This is a genomic window from Corynebacterium sp. CQ3829_602738 (assembly GCF_054478435.1).
The window spans coordinates 2285554-2303885 of record NZ_CM137003.1; the positions used below are offsets into that span (position 1 = coordinate 2285554).

Annotated in this window: 13 protein-coding genes and 2 pseudogenes; 5 read left to right on the forward strand and 10 right to left on the reverse strand. The window is 63.2% G+C overall.

All coding sequences use genetic code 11. The features are described 5' to 3' along the window. Nucleotides 1–149: 149 nt before the first annotated feature. The gene (locus tag ACX1NL_RS10910) at nt 150–1739 is read right to left on the reverse strand and encodes a cation:proton antiporter (protein WP_181889235.1); all 1590 of its coding nucleotides are present in this window, start codon (nt 1737–1739) and stop codon (nt 150–152) included. A 173-nt stretch (nt 1740–1912) separates the two neighbouring features. Here ACX1NL_RS10910 and istA (ACX1NL_RS10915) point away from each other — a divergent pair, with 173 nt between their 5' ends. Further along, complete coding sequence (istA, locus tag ACX1NL_RS10915; protein ID WP_458898166.1) at nt 1913–3556, forward strand: IS21 family transposase; 1644 nt, start codon at nt 1913–1915, stop codon at nt 3554–3556. Beyond that, nucleotides 3553–4362, forward strand: coding sequence for an ATP-binding protein (locus ACX1NL_RS10920; RefSeq protein ID WP_458898167.1), 810 nt, complete (start codon nt 3553–3555; stop codon nt 4360–4362). Before istA (ACX1NL_RS10915) ends, ACX1NL_RS10920 begins: the two co-directional genes overlap by 4 nt. On the opposite strand, the pseudogene ACX1NL_RS10925 reads toward ACX1NL_RS10920, so the two are convergent. Together ACX1NL_RS10925 and istA (ACX1NL_RS10930) are read right to left on the reverse strand one after the other, a co-directional pair. After that, nucleotides 4327–5067 (reverse strand): annotated as a pseudogene (locus tag ACX1NL_RS10925) (ATP-binding protein); the annotation flags it as partial. The gene ACX1NL_RS10920 and the pseudogene ACX1NL_RS10925 sit on opposite strands and share 36 nt — an antisense overlap. Further along, nucleotides 5009–6631 (reverse strand): IS21 family transposase, encoded by a 1623-nt coding sequence (istA, locus tag ACX1NL_RS10930; RefSeq protein WP_448239028.1) that lies wholly within the window; start codon nt 6629–6631, stop codon nt 5009–5011. The pseudogene ACX1NL_RS10925 and the gene istA (ACX1NL_RS10930), both read right to left, overlap by 59 nt. Before the next feature lie 215 nt (nt 6632–6846). Between istA (ACX1NL_RS10930) and ACX1NL_RS10935 the strand changes: the two genes are divergently transcribed. Beyond that, a complete protein-coding gene (locus ACX1NL_RS10935; RefSeq protein WP_458898168.1) occupies nt 6847–6990 on the forward strand; it encodes an ATP-binding protein in 144 nt (47 codons plus the stop codon). A gap of 303 nt (nt 6991–7293) precedes the next feature. Here ACX1NL_RS10935 and ACX1NL_RS10940 read toward each other — a convergent pair whose 3' ends face one another. The 3 genes from ACX1NL_RS10940 to glf all read right to left on the reverse strand — a co-directional run bounded on the left by ACX1NL_RS10940 (nt 7294) and on the right by glf (nt 10647). Next, a complete protein-coding gene (locus tag ACX1NL_RS10940; RefSeq protein WP_458898169.1) occupies nt 7294–9006 on the reverse strand; it encodes an RNA-binding domain-containing protein in 1713 nt (570 codons plus the stop codon). A 186-nt stretch (nt 9007–9192) separates the two neighbouring features. Then, nucleotides 9193–9444 carry a hypothetical protein gene (locus tag ACX1NL_RS10945; RefSeq protein WP_301614837.1) on the reverse strand — a complete coding sequence of 84 codons (252 nt, stop codon included), beginning with the start codon at nt 9442–9444 and terminating at the stop codon, nt 9193–9195. Between the two features lie 12 nt (nt 9445–9456). Continuing rightward, entirely contained in the window at nt 9457–10647 is a 1191-nt protein-coding gene (glf, locus tag ACX1NL_RS10950) for a UDP-galactopyranose mutase (RefSeq protein WP_458898170.1), read from the reverse strand. A 159-nt stretch (nt 10648–10806) separates the two neighbouring features. On the opposite strand from glf, the gene ACX1NL_RS10955 reads away from it, so the two are divergent. Beyond that, a complete protein-coding gene (locus tag ACX1NL_RS10955) occupies nt 10807–12738 on the forward strand; it encodes an N-acetylmuramoyl-L-alanine amidase (protein ID WP_458898171.1) in 1932 nt (643 codons plus the stop codon). Here ACX1NL_RS10955 and glpK read toward each other — a convergent pair. Next, a pseudogene (glpK, locus tag ACX1NL_RS10960) lies at nt 12735–14195 on the reverse strand (glycerol kinase GlpK). The gene ACX1NL_RS10955 and the pseudogene glpK overlap by 4 nt on opposite strands. Nucleotides 14196–14508: 313 nt before the next feature. On the opposite strand from glpK, the gene ACX1NL_RS10965 reads away from it, so the two are divergent. Next, complete coding sequence (locus tag ACX1NL_RS10965) at nt 14509–15390, forward strand: hypothetical protein (protein ID WP_458898172.1); 882 nt, start codon at nt 14509–14511, stop codon at nt 15388–15390. Here ACX1NL_RS10965 and ACX1NL_RS10970 read toward each other — a convergent pair. The 3 genes from ACX1NL_RS10970 to serS are packed head-to-tail and all read right to left on the reverse strand — an operon-like array spanning nt 15387 to nt 18308. Next, the gene (locus ACX1NL_RS10970; RefSeq protein WP_458898173.1) at nt 15387–16220 is read right to left on the reverse strand and encodes an HAD family hydrolase; all 834 of its coding nucleotides are present in this window, start codon (nt 16218–16220) and stop codon (nt 15387–15389) included. The two genes, ACX1NL_RS10965 and ACX1NL_RS10970, sit on opposite strands and share 4 nt — an antisense overlap. 4 nt (nt 16221–16224) lie before the next feature. Further along, entirely contained in the window at nt 16225–17055 is an 831-nt protein-coding gene (locus ACX1NL_RS10975) for a lysophospholipid acyltransferase family protein (RefSeq protein WP_458898174.1), read from the reverse strand. Next, on the reverse strand, nt 17055–18308 hold the full coding sequence (gene serS, locus ACX1NL_RS10980; RefSeq protein WP_458898175.1) for a serine--tRNA ligase: 1254 nt from the start codon (nt 18306–18308) through the stop codon (nt 17055–17057). Before serS ends, ACX1NL_RS10975 begins: the two co-directional genes overlap by 1 nt. Nucleotides 18309–18332 lie beyond the last annotated feature (24 nt).

The window sequence follows — 18332 nt, forward strand, 5'->3', positions numbered from 1 at the left end:
CTGCATATTACCAGCTAAACGATCTAGGTTGTCGTTTTGAAAACGATTTGGTTGGCATTTTGAAAACGGTTTGCTTGGCGTTTTGAAAGCGATCTGCTTGGCATTTTGAAAACGGGGTGGGTCAGGGCTCGTCGATAGGCAAAAGCCCCTTACTTCGGCTCCCACAAGCTGCTCGGGCCGGTGAGAGCCTTGCGGTCGCGCGCGAGGATGAGGCGGTCCAGGTCGGCGAGCACCGCGTCGACATCGGACGGGTTGTAGCGGCGCTCGCGGCGCGCCTGCTGCAGTTCGCGGCTGGCGGCGCGCAGGGCAACCTCCTGCATCTGCACCGCCCCAGCGCGGGCCCGCAGAAACGCCTCCTTGCGTTCCTCAGAGCCCTCCGGATCCTGCAAGCGCTTCTCCGCAATCGAGTCCAGCCACTCCTGCACCATCTTGTACGCCTCGGGCTGGTACTCCTCGCCGTGCTCGCGCACCGCCTTACGCGCAGCCGCGTACGCCCGCTGGTTCAGCTCCTCGAGCGCCTTGTCGGCGCCAGGCCCGTTTTGCAGGTCAAGCTTGTCCACGAGCCACGGCAGCAACAACCCCGGCACCACCATCGTGCAAGTGAGCACGGTCAGCGCGATGACCGACAGTTCGTGGTGGTAGCTCGTCGCTGATGCCGGGATTGCCAGCACGAGCGCCAACGTGACCAGCCCGCGCATGCCTGCCCACGCCATGAGCAGAACCTCCTGCAGCCGCAGCGGAGAGACGTTCGTTCGGTGCTTTTTCTCGTTGAGCTTGTACAGCACCCACATCCACACGAAGCGCACAGCAAACGCGACGACGGACAGGACAACGCCCACCTGCACCGCCTGCCAGATGTGCGTGCCGGCGGTGTCCAGCGCGTCACGCACGCTCATGCCGATCAGGCCGAACGCCACGCCGGTAAACAGCAGCTCCACCGTCTCCCAGAAGAAGTGTCCGGTCAGGCGGTCCTCGGCGGTCATGGTGGAGCGCGAGGACATCTCCACCGCGGCGATGACAATCGCGATGACGCCGGAGGCTTCGATGGCCTCGCAGCCTGCGTAGATGGCGAACGGGAGTACCCAGGTAAACGCTGTGCGGATCACGGAATCGGGCACGGAGTTGGCGAAGACAGCGGCCAACCTGCCCACAACCAGGCCGATCAGCACCGCGGCGATGGCGGCGTAGAGGAACTGCAACACGCCCTTGCCAAAGTCGACCTCGCCGTTCGCGACCGCGGCCGCCATCGCGACGTTGAAGGTCACGATGGAGGCGGCGTCATTGAACAGCCCCTCCGTCTGCAGCGTGCCGGTGATGCGTTTCGGGATACCGGCCGGGCCAGCCACAGCGTCCACCGCCACCGGGTCCGGCGGAGCAATCGCGGCGGCGAGCACCATCGCGGTGGCCAGGCTAAGCCCGGGCAGCATCCACATCGCCGTGGCGGTCAGCGCGGCGATGGTGAGAAACACCAGGATGATCGACATGGTCAGCACCACGTTGAGCTGCGAGCCGATCTGCCCCCAGCTCGTGCGCCGGGCCAGCGACCACAGCAGCGGCGGCAGGAAGATCGGCAAGATCAAGTGCGGATCGATGGAGACGGTGTCGATGCCGGGGATGAAGATCACCGGTGCGACCACCACGGTCAGAAGCGCCGGCCACGGCAGGCCGGTGCGTTCACCGATCGCGGCGACGAGGACGGTGGCCAGCAGCAGGCCGATAAGTGCTATGAAAGTTCCCACGATGGGTCAGTGTACGGGGCACCACGGGTGTTGCGACCGGCTAGTTGGTAGCGGTGTGGTGACTTTCGGGTAGCGGTTCAGTGGGTTTCCGGTAGCGGGGTTGGCGGTGGCGGGTGATGCTTTCGGGTGGTTGCACCACAGGGGTGTAGCCGGTTACCGGAAGGAGTCCGCTGATGACGGATTACCGGGCGGTGATGAAGCTGCTTGTGCAGCAGCGTTCGTACCGCCAGATTGAACAACAGCTCGGGTGCTCGCACCGCACGATTTCCCGGTCGAATCAGGTGCTTCGATCCCTTGGGATTCGCACCGTCGACCAGGTTTTGGCGTTGACGGATGATGAGCTCGACGAGTTATTCGTAGATGGGCGCAGTACCGGCCAGGGCGAGTTCGTCCCTATCGATTTTGATGCGGTGGTCAAAGCCCGCACGGGGCGTAACAAGCAGACACTGCAAGTGCTGTGGGCGCGCTACACCACCACACCTGCTTTACCCGGCCAGCTCCATTACAGCTACGACCGGTTTCGACAGTTGGTGGCGTCTCATGTCGATGCGGCCGGTTTGACCGCACGCATCACCCACACTCCGGGGCACACCATGCAGGTGGATTGGGCAGGCACCAAGATGCGCCTGTTAGACCCTTATGGCGCGCCGGGGGTGAAGGTCAGCGTACTTGTTGCCTCAATGCCGTATTCCGGGATGATTTTTGCCCTCGCATGTCCGGATGAGCGCCAGCATTCCTGGCTTGATGCCCACCACCACGCGTTCGCCTACTTCGGGGGCGTGCCTGAGGTTGTGGTGCCGGATAATGCCTCGACTGCGTCGAACGCGATCAGCGCGGCGGATCGAAACCGCAAGGTCAACGACACCTACGAGCAGTTTTTGGAGCATTACAACACCGCAGCACTGCCCACGAGGGCGAAACGGCCGAAAGACAAAGCGAATGTCGAAGCCGCAGTCAAGATCGTCACCCACAAGGTCATCCACGCACTCGATGGCCACCAGTGCGTCGACCTTGACGAACTCAACACACGCATTAGGCAGTTGGTTGACCAGATCAACCAGGCGGTACCGTTTCGTCACCAGCAGTCAAGCCGCAAAGACATTTTCGATGCGCATGAAAGGCACCTGTTGACAGCGCTTCCCGATACCCCGTGGCAGCGCACCGAGTGGAAACGCGCCAAGATCGCCCCAGATTTCCACATCACCGTAGCTAGCGTGCGGTACTCCGTGCCGCACCAGCTCGTTGGCCGCACTGTCGATGTGCGCATCACCGGGCAAGTGCTCACGGTCTTCGATGGTGGCCGTGCCGTTACAACCCACACGCTTGCCCACACCCGCGGGGCGTATGTCACCGATGCCGACCACATACCGGCGAACATGGATCACACCCAAGGACTGTGGACGAGCGATTACTTCCTGCGCGAAGCCCAAAAGATCGGCCCGGCGACACGCACCGTCATCGAGGAAATGATCGCGGCGAAAGCAATCCCGGCCCAGGCGTACCAATCGTGCAGAAACGTGCTGTCAATGGGCAAACACGCCAACAAGCTCGTGTTGGAAGAAGCATGTAAGCGCTTGGTCTCCTCCGACGGGACCCGCCGGGCGGTGTCCTACACCGCGGTCAAAAACATGATGGCCGCCGTACGCAAAGAAGCCGCAACCCGACCACACGGCTTCGACCAACCGGCACCGGCCACACCTGGGCATCGGGCCCACGCACCCGCCGCTGCCACACGCGACACCAGCGGCGCCTACCTCGGTGGCGCAGCACAGTTCAGTCTGGACAACCTCATCAAGAAAGGAACCACAACGCCATGACCCCACCGACCCCGCCTCAAGAGCGTTTCCTCGACGAATCCGTCCTCGCGGACTTCACAGCGATGCGCATGACAGCCTTCGGCAAAAGCGTCATCGACATCGCCAACGACCCAGCCTTCGACACGTGGACCTTCTCCCAAAAGGTGCTCTACGCACTCGACAAAGAAGTCGCGGCCAGACGCGAACGCCGCATCAACAAACTGCTCAAGGCATCACGATCGCCAAACCCCGATGCCTGCCTCGAAGACGTCGTCTACGCACCTGACCGCAACATCAACCCAGAACAAGTCAGCCGACTCGCTCACGGACAATGGTGCCACCTGGGCCAAAACATTGTCATCTTGGGCAAATCCTCAGTCGGCAAGACCTACCTCGCCCAAGCTCTGATCACCGCAGCATGCCGCAACGACTACTCCGCCAGGTTCTACCGCACCGACATGCTTGCCGCGCACTTCGCAGTGATGCCGCTCGACGACCCAGCCCGGCTCAAACTCACCCGCGAGTTGATCAGCGTCGACGTGTTAGTCCTCGACGACTTCCTCACCACCCCAGTCGACGCCGCTGACGGGCGTTTCTTTTCGGTACCGGTAGGGCGGTATCGGGTACCGGGGTGTTGGTGGTTGCCGGTACCCGTTTTTTACCCCCGGTTACGGCTTCTGGGGTTGACGCAGCCGTTTGGGTATGGCAGGGCCCATCCTTTCTTGTTTGATGTCGTCGCGGGTTCGCATGTCTTCTCCCGTCAGGGTGAGTTTCGAGCCGTGGTTGGCAAGACGGGACATCACCGCGTCCGCCAGTGCTGCCTCTGAGAACACGTCGTACCAGTAATCGGGTTCGTGCTGGCTGGCGATCACGGTAGAGGCATGCTCACGCCCGACGAGCAGGTTGAACACTTGGTTCAACGCGTGCGCTGAGACATCGGTGGCGAGGAAGTCATCGATGACGACAAGTGCCGGGGCCTGCAAGTCGGCGAGGAGTTGTTTGCGGGCCTGGGGATGCTCAGCCGCAGCGTCGAAATCGTTGGCCAGGTCGTTAAGCCGGAAGTAGCGGGTGGTGAGTTTTTTGCGGCACGCCGCGACGGCCAGGGCTTGAGCGAGGAAGCTTTTACCGGTGCCGGTAGCTCCCACGATGATGAGGTCTTTGCCGTAGTCGACCCATTCACAGGTGGCGAGCCGGTCGATGCGGTCTTGGGTTACACCGCGGCCAGGATAGGCATCGAAGCGCTCGAGTGCGGCGGTTGAGCCAAGGAGTTTCGCTTCACGCAACCTTGTCTGGATGACCTTGTTGTCGCGGGCGGTGAGTTGAGCTTCGAGGGCTTCTTTGATCTTGTCTTCGAAGGAGTCGTTATCGCGCGAGGGGTCGTTGACGATCTCTTGGATCGTCGCGGCGAACACGCGCATCCCGCGCAGCGAGCCGAGCTTGTCGAAATCTTCATCGGTTAACGCCATGATGCTTCTACGCCTCCTCACCGAATTCAAGCTCACTGAACTCGAACGCTGCTTTGCCCCGTACATGCGACACCTGCGCAGCTGGGGCGCGACGCGCCACCGGCCTAGTTGACGCAGCAGATGATGTTGGTGATTGCGCACCACCTGTGGCAGTGGCGGTGCGAGTTTCGAGGTCTTTGATGGTGTCGTGGACTTTGCGCACCGACGGCACCATGCGGGAATCGAGGACGTCTTGGCAGGCTTGTTCAAGCAAGCTGCGGGAGTACTTCTTCGACAGGCCCAACACGCCAAGGGCGCTATTGTAGGCTTGGGCTTCAACTTGGCGGGCGTGAAACATCTGGCGGATGAGTTCGTAGGTTGCGGCCCCAATACTTTGAGCCCATGACTCAATCCGGCCCCGATCCCACTTCGTGGCCAAGTCTTGGTGCTTTGCCGGCACATGCTCTTTATCTGTGGAGTACTGCATATTGCCCGGTTTCTTCAGGTGGGAAGCGATACGCTCACCCGCGCTGAAGATGTCGACGACATCGTCGAAGATCTGCACGTCGACACTTTTACCGGCGAAGCTCCACGGCACAGAGTAGAAATGCTTCTCCACTTGGACGTGGTAGTTCACCCCGGCCTTGGCGGTGCGCCACGTGGAATACGACCAGCGCTGCGTAGGCAGCGGGCGCAACGCTTCTGCTTCGCTTTCAACAAACAGCTGCCTGCGGGTTGTTTTCCGGCCCCGGAATCCTTCCCGGTCGTTGATCCAGTCAACCTGTGCTGCAATAGCGGCGTTGAGTACCTCAAGCGTGGCGAACTCTTGGCCCGACAACGCTTCTACGACCCAGGTCTGGACGATATCGACCGCTTTTTCCACATGAGCCTTATCCCTGGGTTTACCCGGCCTAGCCGGGGTGATCCCGCAACCGTAGAATTCAGCGAACTGCTGGTAGCGCTCGTTGACCTCACGCACCGTCGCACCACGTGCAACCTGGTTGGTTGCTGTCGAGGCGTTATCGGGAACGATGCGCACCGGCACGCCACCGATGTAGTCCAACGCGTCGCGGTGAGCACACAGCCACGACCGCATCCGCATATCCGGCCACGCACTGGCATGGATGAGCCCCGAATGTGGCAGCGACGCCACAAACACATACGCCCGCACAGACACCCCGGTCAACGGGTCAACAACTGCCATGGTTTCCCCGGACCAATCAACGCACAGCTCCTCACCAGGGGCATGGGTCAAAAGCGCAGTCAGGTCGTTGACATCGACGTAGTTTTCAAACAGCGCGCAGAACTGCCGGTAGGAATAATGCTGCTGGCCAGAAGCGGCCTGACGCCGGGTGTATTTATGGTGTTCCACCTTCAACGTCACCCGCTCACCGCGTCGGCGGCGGGCAGCGATACCTGCGAAATCCGGCTCCACAAACGCGTCCGAATCCCGCCGGCGGTTATCCGGAAACAACTCCGAAAGCTCCTGCGCCGACAACGCGGTAATTGCGTCTTCGTCCATTCCAGTCGAGCGCAACACTCGGCTGGCCTTATCGATACTGCTGCGTGAACACCCCAAATCCGACGTGATCTGCGACCACGAGCGGCCTTGCACAAGCGCCAGCATGATCAACCTGTAATTGGTGACCACACCAAACTCCTTCCATGGTTACGCGGCCCGCGCGTACACACTGCGCAGGCCGTCAACCACAGACTGCCAACCCAACTACCCCCGGTACCCAATACACGCACACCCAGTACCCGATACCCGCCCAACCGGTACCAAAAACCGGAGCCGGTCACGCCGCCACCGCGCACCTGCTCTTCAACATTCTCTCCGAACGAGAAGGCAACCGATCAACAATCGTGACCTCACAGTTCACCCCGCAAGACTGGTACAGATCCATCCCGGACGCCGTCATCGCCGAGTCCATCCTCAACCGACTCATCGCCGGCGCCGAAATCATCACCCTCGAAGGACCCAACATGAGACTGGAAGCTAACCAGTAACCCCACAAACGCCTGAGCAGGGACCCGCTACCGGATCCCCACTCAAGCGCTACCACAAACTCACCACACCGCTTCCATTTCGATCTTCTAAACAACGGGCGGCAGCAGGTGTCGCCGAAGCTGATCCTCCATCTCAACGTTCGTCGACATCAACCGGTACCTCGTTTCGACCTTCGTCGCCCCGGCCCTGAGCGCCTAACCAACCCTTTTCGGAGTTGTTTGAAACAACTCCGAAACAACTCGCCGTAAAACTGACCCGAAATCAACCCATCTGAGCAGGTCAGGATAGTTGTTTGGAGTTGTTTAGAGGGAAACCCACCGAACACTCGGACCTCGAGTCGGGCTACCGTCGGCAATCTTCGCTTTACCCAAATCTCGAAGGTGGCGAAGGATTCGGCTCACTGATTCACGCTCTACGCCGAGTTCATTCGCAACCTCACGAGCGTTCAGGGACTGCCCCTCGCGCAACTGAGCAATGATCCAGTCCTCGGTAGTCACGGATGCAATCCCAGTAGATTCGTTCCCCTCAAAGGCCGTCCGAGCTCGAGCGGACAGTATCCACTCAGGAGCATCCCGCAAAGGTTCTAGGAAGCCCTGACTTGCGTACCACCCCAAGGTTTCTTGGGCCTGCGCTTCCGGGACTTGCATGAGTCGAGCTGCCGTGGACGTCATCAAAATCTGGTTGTTCGCTAGATGACGCGCAACCAAAAGCCCATCCACACTCTTGAAGATCGCTTCACCAAACTCAGTACGCAACAGGTACAGCGTCTTAATAAACGCCGAATCGACATTTCCGGCGGGCAACGTGACCTCAACAAACGGCCCATCGGCATTCAGACTGGGGGCTTGCCTACCACTAGCAAGCATGGAGACCCACATGCGATCGAAGCCTCGCGAAGATTCTTCAGCAAGTCCTAACTGTCGCAGTGCACCCATCAGAATCGGGTTGCGCGGAATCGATTGGGTGGTCAGAATCCTCTCCTCGGGCACGCCTACGGGGAGACCACCAGGAGACCATACGGTCAGACTGGTCGGAGACTGATCAACGACGATTGCAGTGGTCGCTCCCCAGTCGCGGTGCGCGAATGCGTTAGAAACAATTTCATCTACAGCAGCCGCAGGAAACGCCGGAATGGGAAACTCTTGCCCGTTCGGGAGCTGCACTCGCGCAATCTCCTGCGACGTGTGAGCCTTAATCAACGCACGTAGCTGTTCTGACGCAGTAATCAACGGTGCGGAGATCTCGGTTACTTTCGGATCGCCACTGGGCACGTCGCGAAGCAAATGTCTCACGACCGTCCGGTTGTGCAGTGGCTGCATGAAGAGAATTTCTGCCGCAAATGTCAGCGCGCCATCGGCCGTAAGCAATCCCAACTCACTGCAGAGTTGAAGACTCGTCTGGGGTACAGGCGAGTCATCACCCAAGGCATGCTTCCGGTTGGCAAGGAGTGCTTTAGCCTGCTCGATTGCCTTAGGGTCGAGATCGTCAGGGCTTCGTCGAGACACAGTAGCGCTCAGGTCAGGGTTCGAACGGGACAGGTGAATACTGCGACGCTCATCCTCCCCCAAAGGAACACAGTTTTTCCCGACGCGTTTACTGGCCTGGCCTTTGGAACGCTGATACAACGCCATCCCCCGCGGGATGCGCAACGCAATCAAACGCTTGCCACAGCGCTCGATTTCAGAAGCTTCGACCTGAATATGAGGCTGCGTCTTGCTGTAAATCTTTTCCACCAACCAATCGCATGAGCGATCAGTACCAGTGAACGCAGCAGGGCCTGCCTTCTTGTCATTGACGCCAAGGACGATGTAGGCGACACCGCCGTCGGCGTTGGAGAAACAAATAACTTCGTCGATGAGAAACTCCACAAGACCCGCATCGGGGTTCTTGTTCATCGGGTGGACGGCAGGATCCTCCTTGAAATCCAGTACCTGGGATTCCCAGATATCGGCGCTATCTCCGGCCTCAATCGCCGACAGCGCCTCCTCCACACCCTCAAAACCCGAATCGAGCATGGGCCCAGAATAACAAAAGTTGTTTCAAAGTTGTTTGAAACAACTCCGAAACAACTTACCGCAAAAATCGCCCAAAATCAGTCCATCGACGCAGTTCAGGATAGTTGTTTGGAGTTGTTTCGAGTTGTCTATAACTCGACTGGGGCAGCGGTGCCGGGCGACCCCGGCACCGCGCCGCCGTGGCCGCTACACCGCGTCGAAGAACTCCACCGTGGTGCCGTCGAGCACCTTCGAGGGCACCCCGATCTTGCCGGCGTCCCGAGCGGCGGCGTAACCGGAAAGCCGGTCACGGTAGTGCAGGAAGCGCTTCAGACTGCCGAGCTCGGTGACGTCGACAAGCTCCGCGTCGCCGAAGCTGTTCGGGTTGTCGTTATACTCGGCGATGACGCCCGCGCAGTCCGGACAGTCGGGGTGAACAAAAATCTCTTGAATTGCCATGCCGCCCCCCCCCTAGTGCCCGCGCGGCTGGCTCAGCGGCTCGCCGGACTCGAAGAACGGGCGCAGCTGGTTGTCGAACAGGGTCAGCGCTGCTGCGATGGCCATGTGCATGTCCAGGTACTGGTAGGTGCCCAGGCGGCCGCCGAACAGGACGTTGTTCTGCTCGGATTCTTCGGCTGCGAGGCGTCGATACGCTTCGAGCTTTTCGCGGTCCTCCGGGGTGTTGATCGGGTAGTAGACCTCGTCGTCGTCAGAGGCGAAGCGGGAGTACTCCTTTACAATCACCGTCTTATCGGACGGGTACTCGGAGCGCTCCGGGTGGAAGTGGCGGAACTCGTGGATGCGGGTGTACGGCACGTCCGCGTCGTTGTAGTTCATCACCGGGGTGCCCTGGAAGTCGCCGATCTCGAGCACTTCCTGCTCGAAGTCGAGGGTGCGCCAGCCTAGGCGGCCCTCGGCGTAGTCGAAGTACTGGTCCAGCGGCCCGGTGTAGACCACGGGTGCGTCCGGGCTCTCGGCGCGGATCTCGGAAGCGACGGCGAACCAGTCGGTGTTCGTGCGGACGTCGATTAGCTCATGCTCCGCCATCTTCTCCAGCCACGCGGCGTAGCCGTCGACGGGCAGGCCCTCGTAGGTGTCGTTGAAGTAGCGGTTGTTGAAGGTGTAGCGCACCGGCAGGCGCGAGATGATCTCCGGCGGCAGGTCTGTGGGGTCGGTCTGCCACTGCTTGGCGGTGTAGTGCTTCACAAACGCGTCGTAGAGCGGCTTGCCAATCAGCGCGATGCCGCGCTCCTCCAGGTTCGTCGCGGCCGCAGGGTCGAGGCCTTCGCGCTGCTCTTCGATGAGCTTTTTCGCCTCTTCCGGCGAGTAGTAGCGGCCGAAGAACTGGTTGATCAGGCCGAGCCCCATGGGGAACTGGTAGGCGGTGCCGTCGTGCATCGCGAAGACGCGGTGCTGGTAATCCGTGAAGTCGGTGAACCGGTTGACGTATTCCCACACCCGCTCGTTGGAGGTGTGGAACAGGTGGGCGCCGTATTTGTGCACCTCGATGCCCGTCTCCGGCTCGTTTTCGCTGTACGCGTTGCCGCCGATGTGGCTGCGTTTTTCCACCACCAGCACGCGTTTGCCCAGCTCGCTCGCCGTCTGCTCGGCCACGGTGAGGCCGAAGAAACCCGATCCAACAACAATGAGGTCGTATGCCATGCGGCCTATTTTCGCACAGTTGCCTATCGACGGAGCTCCGCCACGACACGCCCCAGAAGTCTCAAGTCTTTCTTGAGACTTGAACTTGCACTACACTTCGTTTCTGTCACATTTGCCACTGCTTTCGCAGCGAACCTCAAAAACCCCAGGAGTATTACTGTGCAGCAACGTCGCAGCATTCAGGGCGGCGCGGCCCACCCCGCCCGGGCCGCGATCATGCCCGTGATCGTGTCCGTCCTCCTCGTCACAGCACTCGTTGCCGCCAACGCGTTCAGCGGCAACCGCATTCTGCAGGTGCAGTCCCTCGGCGCAGGCGCCCCGGAGGTCTACACCACCACCTCGTCGTTCGCGGCCGGCGACAACATCACCGTCGACGACGCCGCCATCCGCACCCAAGGCGGCGAAGAAGAGCAGGTGCGCCGCGTGGTCAAGGAGTTCACCAACGACCGCGAGTTCTCCATCGTGGGCCTGACCTGGACCGGCGAGCGCGACATCGCCGCGTACGTGCGCTCCCAGAAGGCCGACGGCGCCTGGTCCGAGTGGTTCGAGATGGACCCGGTAGACCCGCAGGCGGGCTCCGACAAGTTCGGCACCGAGCCGATCTACGTCGGCCGCACCACACGCATCCAGGTCTCCACCGGCAACGTGGACCTGCTTGAAGGCGGCCGGGCCGTCTCCGACGCCCCCACCACCGCCAACGACATCGAAGCCGTGTTCCTGGACGGCGGCACCGGCACCGCGCAAGGCGGCATCCAGCCGGTTGCCGACTCCTACACCCGCGGCATGCCCGAGGTGATCTCCCGCGCGCAGTGGGGCGCCGGCCGCAGCAGCGCCCCCTACTACAGCGAGCCCACCACCGCCGCCACCGTGCACCACACTGCCGGCTCCAACAACTACTCCGAAGCCGAGGCACCGGGAATCGTGCGCGGCATCTGGAACTACCACGCCAACAACCTGGGTTGGGGCGACATCGGCTACCACGCGCTCGTGGACAAGTACGGCAACATCTACGAAGGCCGCGCCGGCGGCATGGACCGCGGCCCACAAGGCGCCCACGTCGGCTCCTTCAACCAGAACACCTGGGGCGTGTCCATGCTGGGCGACTACCAGCAGGCCGAGCCCACCCCGGCCGCGCTGCGCGCCATGGGCGAAATCATAGGCTGGAAGGCTGCCGTCGCGGGCTTCGACCCAACCGGCTCCAGCTACCACGTCGCCGAGGGCAACTTCCGCGGCTCGAAGTACGCAGCCGGCCAGGGCGCGATGTTTAACAACATCAACGCCCACCGCGACTTCCACTACAACACCTGCCCGGGCGACAACCTGTACTCCAAGCTGCCCGTGATCCGCGCTACCGCAGCCACGAAATACCGCTCCCTGGGCGGCGGCCGCTCCGGCATCGGCTCCGTCTTGGACCGCTTGAACGGCGACGACAGCACGTCAACCACGGCGACCAGCCCGGTCGCACCGGCGGACCCGGACGCGCGCGACACCGGGGCCGCACCGGCACCGACACCGACGCGCCAGGGCAGCCCGAGCAACGGCACCCCCGACGGCACCCTGGCCGCGCTGTCCTCCGGCGACCCGAACACCATCGCGACCGTGGCCGGCACTGCCATCGGCCTGGTGCTGCTGTTCCTGGCGGCCCAGGACCAACTGCCCACCGTCTCCAACGCCGGCGACACCCAAGTCTTCGAGGGCCTGACGCTGGCGCAGGCAGCCGACCTATCCAAGCAGATCAGCCCGGCCGTGGCACCTACCCTCAACGCGTTCGGCTCCAGCGAGGCCGCCCAGGTGTGGACCGCGCTCGAACCCACGCTGGGCAAGCTCGTCGCCGGCGTCGGCGGCCCGACCGGCCCGGCCGTGGCGCTGTACTCCAACGGCATCGGCGCCCGCAACAACGAAGGCGAAATCATCGCCCTGGTAGGCAAGATCGCCGAGGCCTGGCTGCAGCAGGGCCTCGACGCCGGCCCGCTGGGCATGCCGGTGACGCAGCAGTTCAACCCCACCGCCGACACCGTCCGCGTGGACTTCGAAGGCGGCTTCATCACCTACAACCCGTCCGCCAACACGGTGGACATCAACACCAACTAGGCCAGATTTAGGCAGCGCGACACCGCGTCCTCCCACGCGGCGACAAGCCGGTCCCTTTCGGGGTCGGCCATTTCGCTTTCCCAGGTGGTTGCGGGGCCGAGCGTGAGCGGTTCGTCGATAAGCGAAATGCCCATGCCCGCCGCCGACGCCGCGCCCATCACCGTGGTCTCCGTGTTCGCGGGGCGCTCAATGGTCAAGCCCAGGATGTCGGCCTGCATCTGCATGAGCAGGTCGTTCGTGGTCATCCCACCGTCGACCTTCAGCGCCTTCGGCTCCCCGCCCATCGCGCACACCACCTCGCGCGCCTGCAAACACGTCGCCTCGAGCGCGGCCCGGGCAATATGCCGCCTATCGACGAACCGGGTCAACCCCACGATCACCCCACGCGCATCAGGGCGCCACCTGGGCGCGAACAGTCCCGAAAATGCCGGCACGATCACCACTCCCCCGCTGTCCTCGACCTGGCTGGCCAGAGTTTCAGACTCCGCGGCGGTACCCAGGATCCCGAGCTGGTCGCGCAGCCACTGAATCAGCGAACCACCCACCGCCACCGAGCCCTCCTGCGCGTACACCGGCGGCTGGCCCTGGATCTGGTACGCCACGGTGGTGAGCAGGCCGCGGTCGCTGAACTTCGGCGTCGCACCAGTGTTGAGCAGCATAAATAGCCCCGTGCCGTAGGTCATCTTCGCGTCGTTTTTCGCGGATGCCGCCCTGGCCGAACAGGGCGGCCTGCTGGTCGCCGAGCACGCCGGTGATCGGCACGCCCGCCAACGGACCGCGGGGGCGGATCTTGCCGAAGTTGCCCACCGACGGGCGGATCTCGGGGAGGATTTGTGGCGGGATGCGGAGCTCGTCGCAAAGCTGCATGTCCCACTGCAGCGTCTCCAGATCCATGAGCAGGGTGCGCGACGCGTTGGTCACATCCGTCAAGTGCAGCGCGCGGTCCAAGTCCTTCGCGCCGCCGGTGAGGTTCCAGATCAGCCAGGTGTCGATCGTGCCCGCAAGCAGCTCGCCGTTCTCCGCGCGCTCGCGAGCGTTTGGCACGTTGTCCAGGATCCACGCCCACTTCGGGGCCGCCGGATACGAGTTGTGGAGCAGGCCCGTCTTGCGCAGATACTTCGCGGCGTCGCCGTCGTGGTTCGTGCGGGTGTCCTGCCATACGATGGCGTTGTAGATCGGCTTGCCGTCTTCTTCTCCCAGATCACGGCGGTTTCGCGCTGGTTGGTCAAGCCGAGCGCGTCGATGTCCTGCTCGCTGATGTCCTCGTCCGCGAGCGCCTCACTCAAGGCCCGGCGCGTGTTGCGCCAGATCTCCATCGGATCGTGCTCCACCCAGCCCTTTTGCGGCATGTGCTGGGCGTGCTCGAACTGCGACTGGGCGACGACCTTGCCGTCGGTGCGTGTGATGCACACGCGCGTCGACGTCGTGCCCTGGTCAATCGCCGCAATCAAAGCCATGCGCGTGATTCTACGGGTGGGGGTGGGGTGCGCTGGCTGTGGTGGGTGCTTGAGGGCAGGTTTCGCACCAAAACGTCTGCTCGGATCGTCTAGCAGCACGGATCGTCTAGCAACAGCCGCAGCTTGCTAGACGATCAGCGTACTACTGGCACTGATGTTCATTACGAACTGGGGAAACGCGTGCGTCAAAAGCGGATCGTCTAGCAGCAGTTCCCACCGTGCTAGACGATCCGTACATCACCACCCCAGACACCCCACTCGACCCACGGCGCTCGCGTGGACGAGCAGCACAGACCGTGCAATACTCCCTGTCATGGGGGGAGTTCAAGAGAAACGTCAGGCTGAGCTGGATCTGATCAAGAAGGTCGCAGCACAGTGCAAAACCGCAGCAATCACAGGCCCGGCCGCTGCACGGTGGCTTGACCTTTCCACAAAGACTTGGGTAACAAAGGTGGATCTCGCCTTGCCCGGCAACTCACGGACCTGGGGTGACAAGGATCCGCGCAAGGTGTATCACGGCGGCCTCCTCCGCGCGGCCGAGTTCGTGGAGCACAACGGCATCCGCACCGCGACAGCGATACGAGCCATGTTTGACTCGTTCCGCTACTACGGCCCGCTCGAGGCGCTGGTGCAGATCGAGTCCGCGCGCTTCAAGCACGAGCACCTCACCACGGATTACCTGCTGGAAAAGACCGAAACCCTCACCCGCGCCCGCGGCATCAAGGCGTTCCGTGAACTGATCTGCTACTCCGCCGACACGTCCGCGAGCGCGTTGGAGACCATCGTGCGCTATGCGATTTTGCGCGCGATCGCGCAGGGCCGCCTCACGGGGGTGGAGACCATCGAGTTCCAGGTGGGGTTCCGCATCACCGAAGCGGATGGATGGCCCACCGTTGCCTGGGCGGACGTGCTCATCAACGGCTTCCTCGTGCTCGAGGCGGACGGGCTGGAGAAGAACAGCGGGGTGTTCGGGGATGCAGCAGAAGCTTTACGACGTGAACGCCACCGCGAAACCCAACTTCAGAATCAAGGCGCCGTGGTGCGCAGGGTGGGGTGGGATAACGCGCGCACCGACGGGTTCATCGCGCAGATCCAGACCGCCATTGACCAGCGCCCGGGGGTGCACCAGCTGCCCAACCGGATTGCCACGCCGTACCGCACCTGGCTCGCGGGCCTGGAGCAGCAGGCGAGCTAGAACCAGCGCTCGAGCACGCGCGCGACACCGTATTCGTTGTTGGTGGCGGTGACGTGGTCGGCGGCGTCGTGAAGCATGGGCACCGCGTTGCCCATCGCCACGCCAACACCGGCCCAGCGCAGAAGCTCCAGGTCGTTGGGCATGTCGCCGAACGCAACGGCGTCGGCGGCGGTGACGCCGTAGCGCTCGGCCAGGTAGCGCGCGCCGGCGGCCTTGTTCACGCCGGGGCAGGACACCTCGATCAGCCCCTCGTCCATGGAGTAGGTCACGTGCGCGAGCTCGGGGTCTACCTCTGGCGCGATGAGTTCGAACATCTGCGCTGAGGTCATGGACGAGCAGCGCACCAGCAGCTTCGCGGCGGGCTGGCTGATCAGGGTTTGGGTGTCGGTGACGCCGAATTGGCTGTCCCAGGCGTCCCGGTTGTACTCGGGGGTGATGATGAAGCACTCCTCTTCCGGGTCGAGCGCGGACGAGCCGACGCGCTCCACGCCGTAGCCGTGCGGCACATCGGCGAGGACGCGCTCCGCCGCCTCGACGACCTCGGCCATCGCGGACGGGGAGAGCTCAAAGGCGTGCAGCACCCGGTCTGTGGCTGGGTCGTAGACCACGGCCCCGTTGGCGCACACGCACACCGGTGCGAGCGGAAGTTGCTCCAGCACGGGGATGAGCCAGCGGTGCGGACGCCCCGTGGCCAGGCCGAAGTGGGCGCCGGACTCGACGGCGCGCACGATCACTGCGCGCAGCCTGCCGGTGACGCGGCCGGCGGAGGTGATGAAGGTGCCGTCGATGTCGGAGATGATCAGGCGCGGGGCATCACCAGTGGCGTTCATGTCGTCACTTCCTGCGCTGCTTCTTCGCCTCACGCTCGGCACGTTCCCGAGCGTAGAGCTCCTCGGCCTCCTCCGGCGTGGGCGCGGTGCCGCCGAGGGCGACCGGCATCCATGCCTCGCCCGCGCCGTCGGAGTAGAGGGAGGCGTATTCGGACCGTGAGGCGTCGAGAAGCAATTGCATCTGTCGCTTCAGCTCGGCGGTGTCCGCCTCGGCATCGCCGGTGAGGTGGACGGGCTCGCCGTAACGCACGATGACGGGCACGTTGCGGAAGTGTTTCGGCAGATCCTTGGTCCAGATGCGCTGCGAGCCCCAAATCACACAGGGCACGAGCGGCACCCCAGCCTGGTGGGCGATGCGCGCGGCGCCAGTTTTGAAGTCGGCCAGCTCAAACGACCGCGAAATGGTGGCCTCGGGGAAGATGCCGACGAGGTTGCCTTCGCGCAGCATCTCAACCGCTGGGGCGATGGAGGCGCCGCCGTGGGCGCGGTCCACCGGCACGTGCTTCATCAGCTTGAGCAGCCGGCCCAGCACGGGCACGTCGAAGACGGACTTTTTAGCCATGAACCGCACGAGCCGCTCGCCGTGCAGGTAGGGCCCGGTGCCCATCAGGATAAAGTCGGCGTAGCCGGTGTGGTTGCCGGCGAGCATCGCGCCGCTTTCCGCCGGGAGGTTTTCGGCGCCGATGACCGTGACCTCGATGTTCGCCGCGCGCATGAGGCGGCGGGCGAAGCCGACGAGGCCCTGGTAGAACTTCTCCACTGCTTCGTCGCGGTTGGCGGCGATGCCTTCGTAGAGCCGCGGGACCGTGAAACCGCGGTATCGGCGCGTATCCATTACGGCGTGAGCACTTCCTTGCCCACCCACGGGCGCAGTGCCTCGGGCACGCGCACGGAGCCGTCGGGCTGCTGGTTGTTCTCCAGGATTGCTACCAGCCAGCGGGTGGTGGCCAGGGTGCCGTTGAGGGTGGCGGCGGTCTGGGTCTTGCCGTCGGCGTCGCGGTAGCGGGTGTGCAGGCGGCGGGCCTGGAAGGTGGTGCAGTTAGAGGTGGAGGTCAGCTCGCGGTACGTGCCTTGCGACGGCACCCACGCCTCCGTGTCGAACTTGCGGGCAGCGGAAGAGCCGAGGTCGCCGGCCGCGACGTCGATGATGCGGTAGGGCACCTCCACGGCGCCGAGCATCTCGCGCTCCAGACCGAGCAGCTTCTGGTGCATCTCCTCGGCATCCTCGGGCTTGCAGTAGGCAAACATCTCCAGCTTGTCGAACTGGTGGACGCGCAGGATGCCCTTAGTGTCCTTGCCGTAGGAGCCGGCCTCGCGGCGGAAGCAGGAGGACCAGCCGGCGTAGAGCAGCGGGCCGTCGGACAGGTCGATGATCTCGTCCTGGTGCAGGCCGGCTAGCGCCACCTCGGAGGTGCCCACCAGGTACATGTCGTCACGCTCGAGGTAGTAGATCTCCTCGTCGTGCTCGTCCAAGAAGCCGGTGCCCTGCATGACGTCCGGGCGCACGAGCACGGGTGGGACCATGAGCTTGAACCCGGCCTCGCGCGCCTTCTGGGCGGCGAGCATGAGCATGCCCAGCTGCAGCCAGGCGCCGTCGCCCGCCAGGTAGTAGAAGCGCGCGCCGCCGACCTTGGTGCCACGCTTCATGTCGATGATGCCGAGCGCCTCGCCGAGATCCAGGTGGTCTTTGACCTCGAAGTCGAACTCGGGCACTTCGCCGACGTGCTCGATTACGACGAAGTCCTCCTCGCCGCCGGCCGGCGCACCCTCGATGATGTTGGCGATGGAGTACTGCAGCTTCTCCAGCTTCTCTTGCGCGGCGGCCTCCTCCGCCTCGGCCTCTTTCACGCGGGCCTTGAGCTCGTTGGAGCCCTCCAGCAGCGCCGGGCGGTCCTCGGGGGCGGCCTGGCCGATCTTCTTGCCAAACGCCTTCTGCTCGGAGCGCAGCTCGTCCGCCTTTTGGATGGCGGAGCGGCGGGCCTCGTCGGCGGCCAGCAGCTCGTCCACAAGCGCAGGGTCTTCGCCGCGGGCCCTTTGGGACTCGCGGACAGCCTCGGGGTTTTCGCGCACACGCTTCAGATCAATCACGCTTGTTCACCTTACATTGTCCCC

Excerpts from the sequence above, each read along its gene's own strand:
- istA (WP_458898166.1), top strand. The coding sequence starts at position 1,913 with ATGACGGATTACCGGGCGGTGATGAAGCTGCTTGTGCAGCAGCGTTCG.
- ACX1NL_RS10920 (WP_458898167.1), top strand. The coding sequence starts at position 3,553 with ATGACCCCACCGACCCCGCCTCAAGAGCGTTTCCTCGACGAATCCGTC.
- ACX1NL_RS10940 (WP_458898169.1), bottom strand. The coding sequence starts at position 9,006 with ATGCTCGATTCGGGTTTTGAGGGTGTGGAGGAGGCGCTGTCGGCGATT.
- ACX1NL_RS10945 (WP_301614837.1), bottom strand. The coding sequence starts at position 9,444 with ATGGCAATTCAAGAGATTTTTGTTCACCCCGACTGTCCGGACTGCGCG.
- glf (WP_458898170.1), bottom strand. The coding sequence starts at position 10,647 with ATGGCATACGACCTCATTGTTGTTGGATCGGGTTTCTTCGGCCTCACC.
- ACX1NL_RS10965 (WP_458898172.1), top strand. The coding sequence starts at position 14,509 with ATGGGGGGAGTTCAAGAGAAACGTCAGGCTGAGCTGGATCTGATCAAG.
- ACX1NL_RS10970 (WP_458898173.1), bottom strand. The coding sequence starts at position 16,220 with ATGAACGCCACTGGTGATGCCCCGCGCCTGATCATCTCCGACATCGAC.
- ACX1NL_RS10975 (WP_458898174.1), bottom strand. The coding sequence starts at position 17,055 with ATGGATACGCGCCGATACCGCGGTTTCACGGTCCCGCGGCTCTACGAA.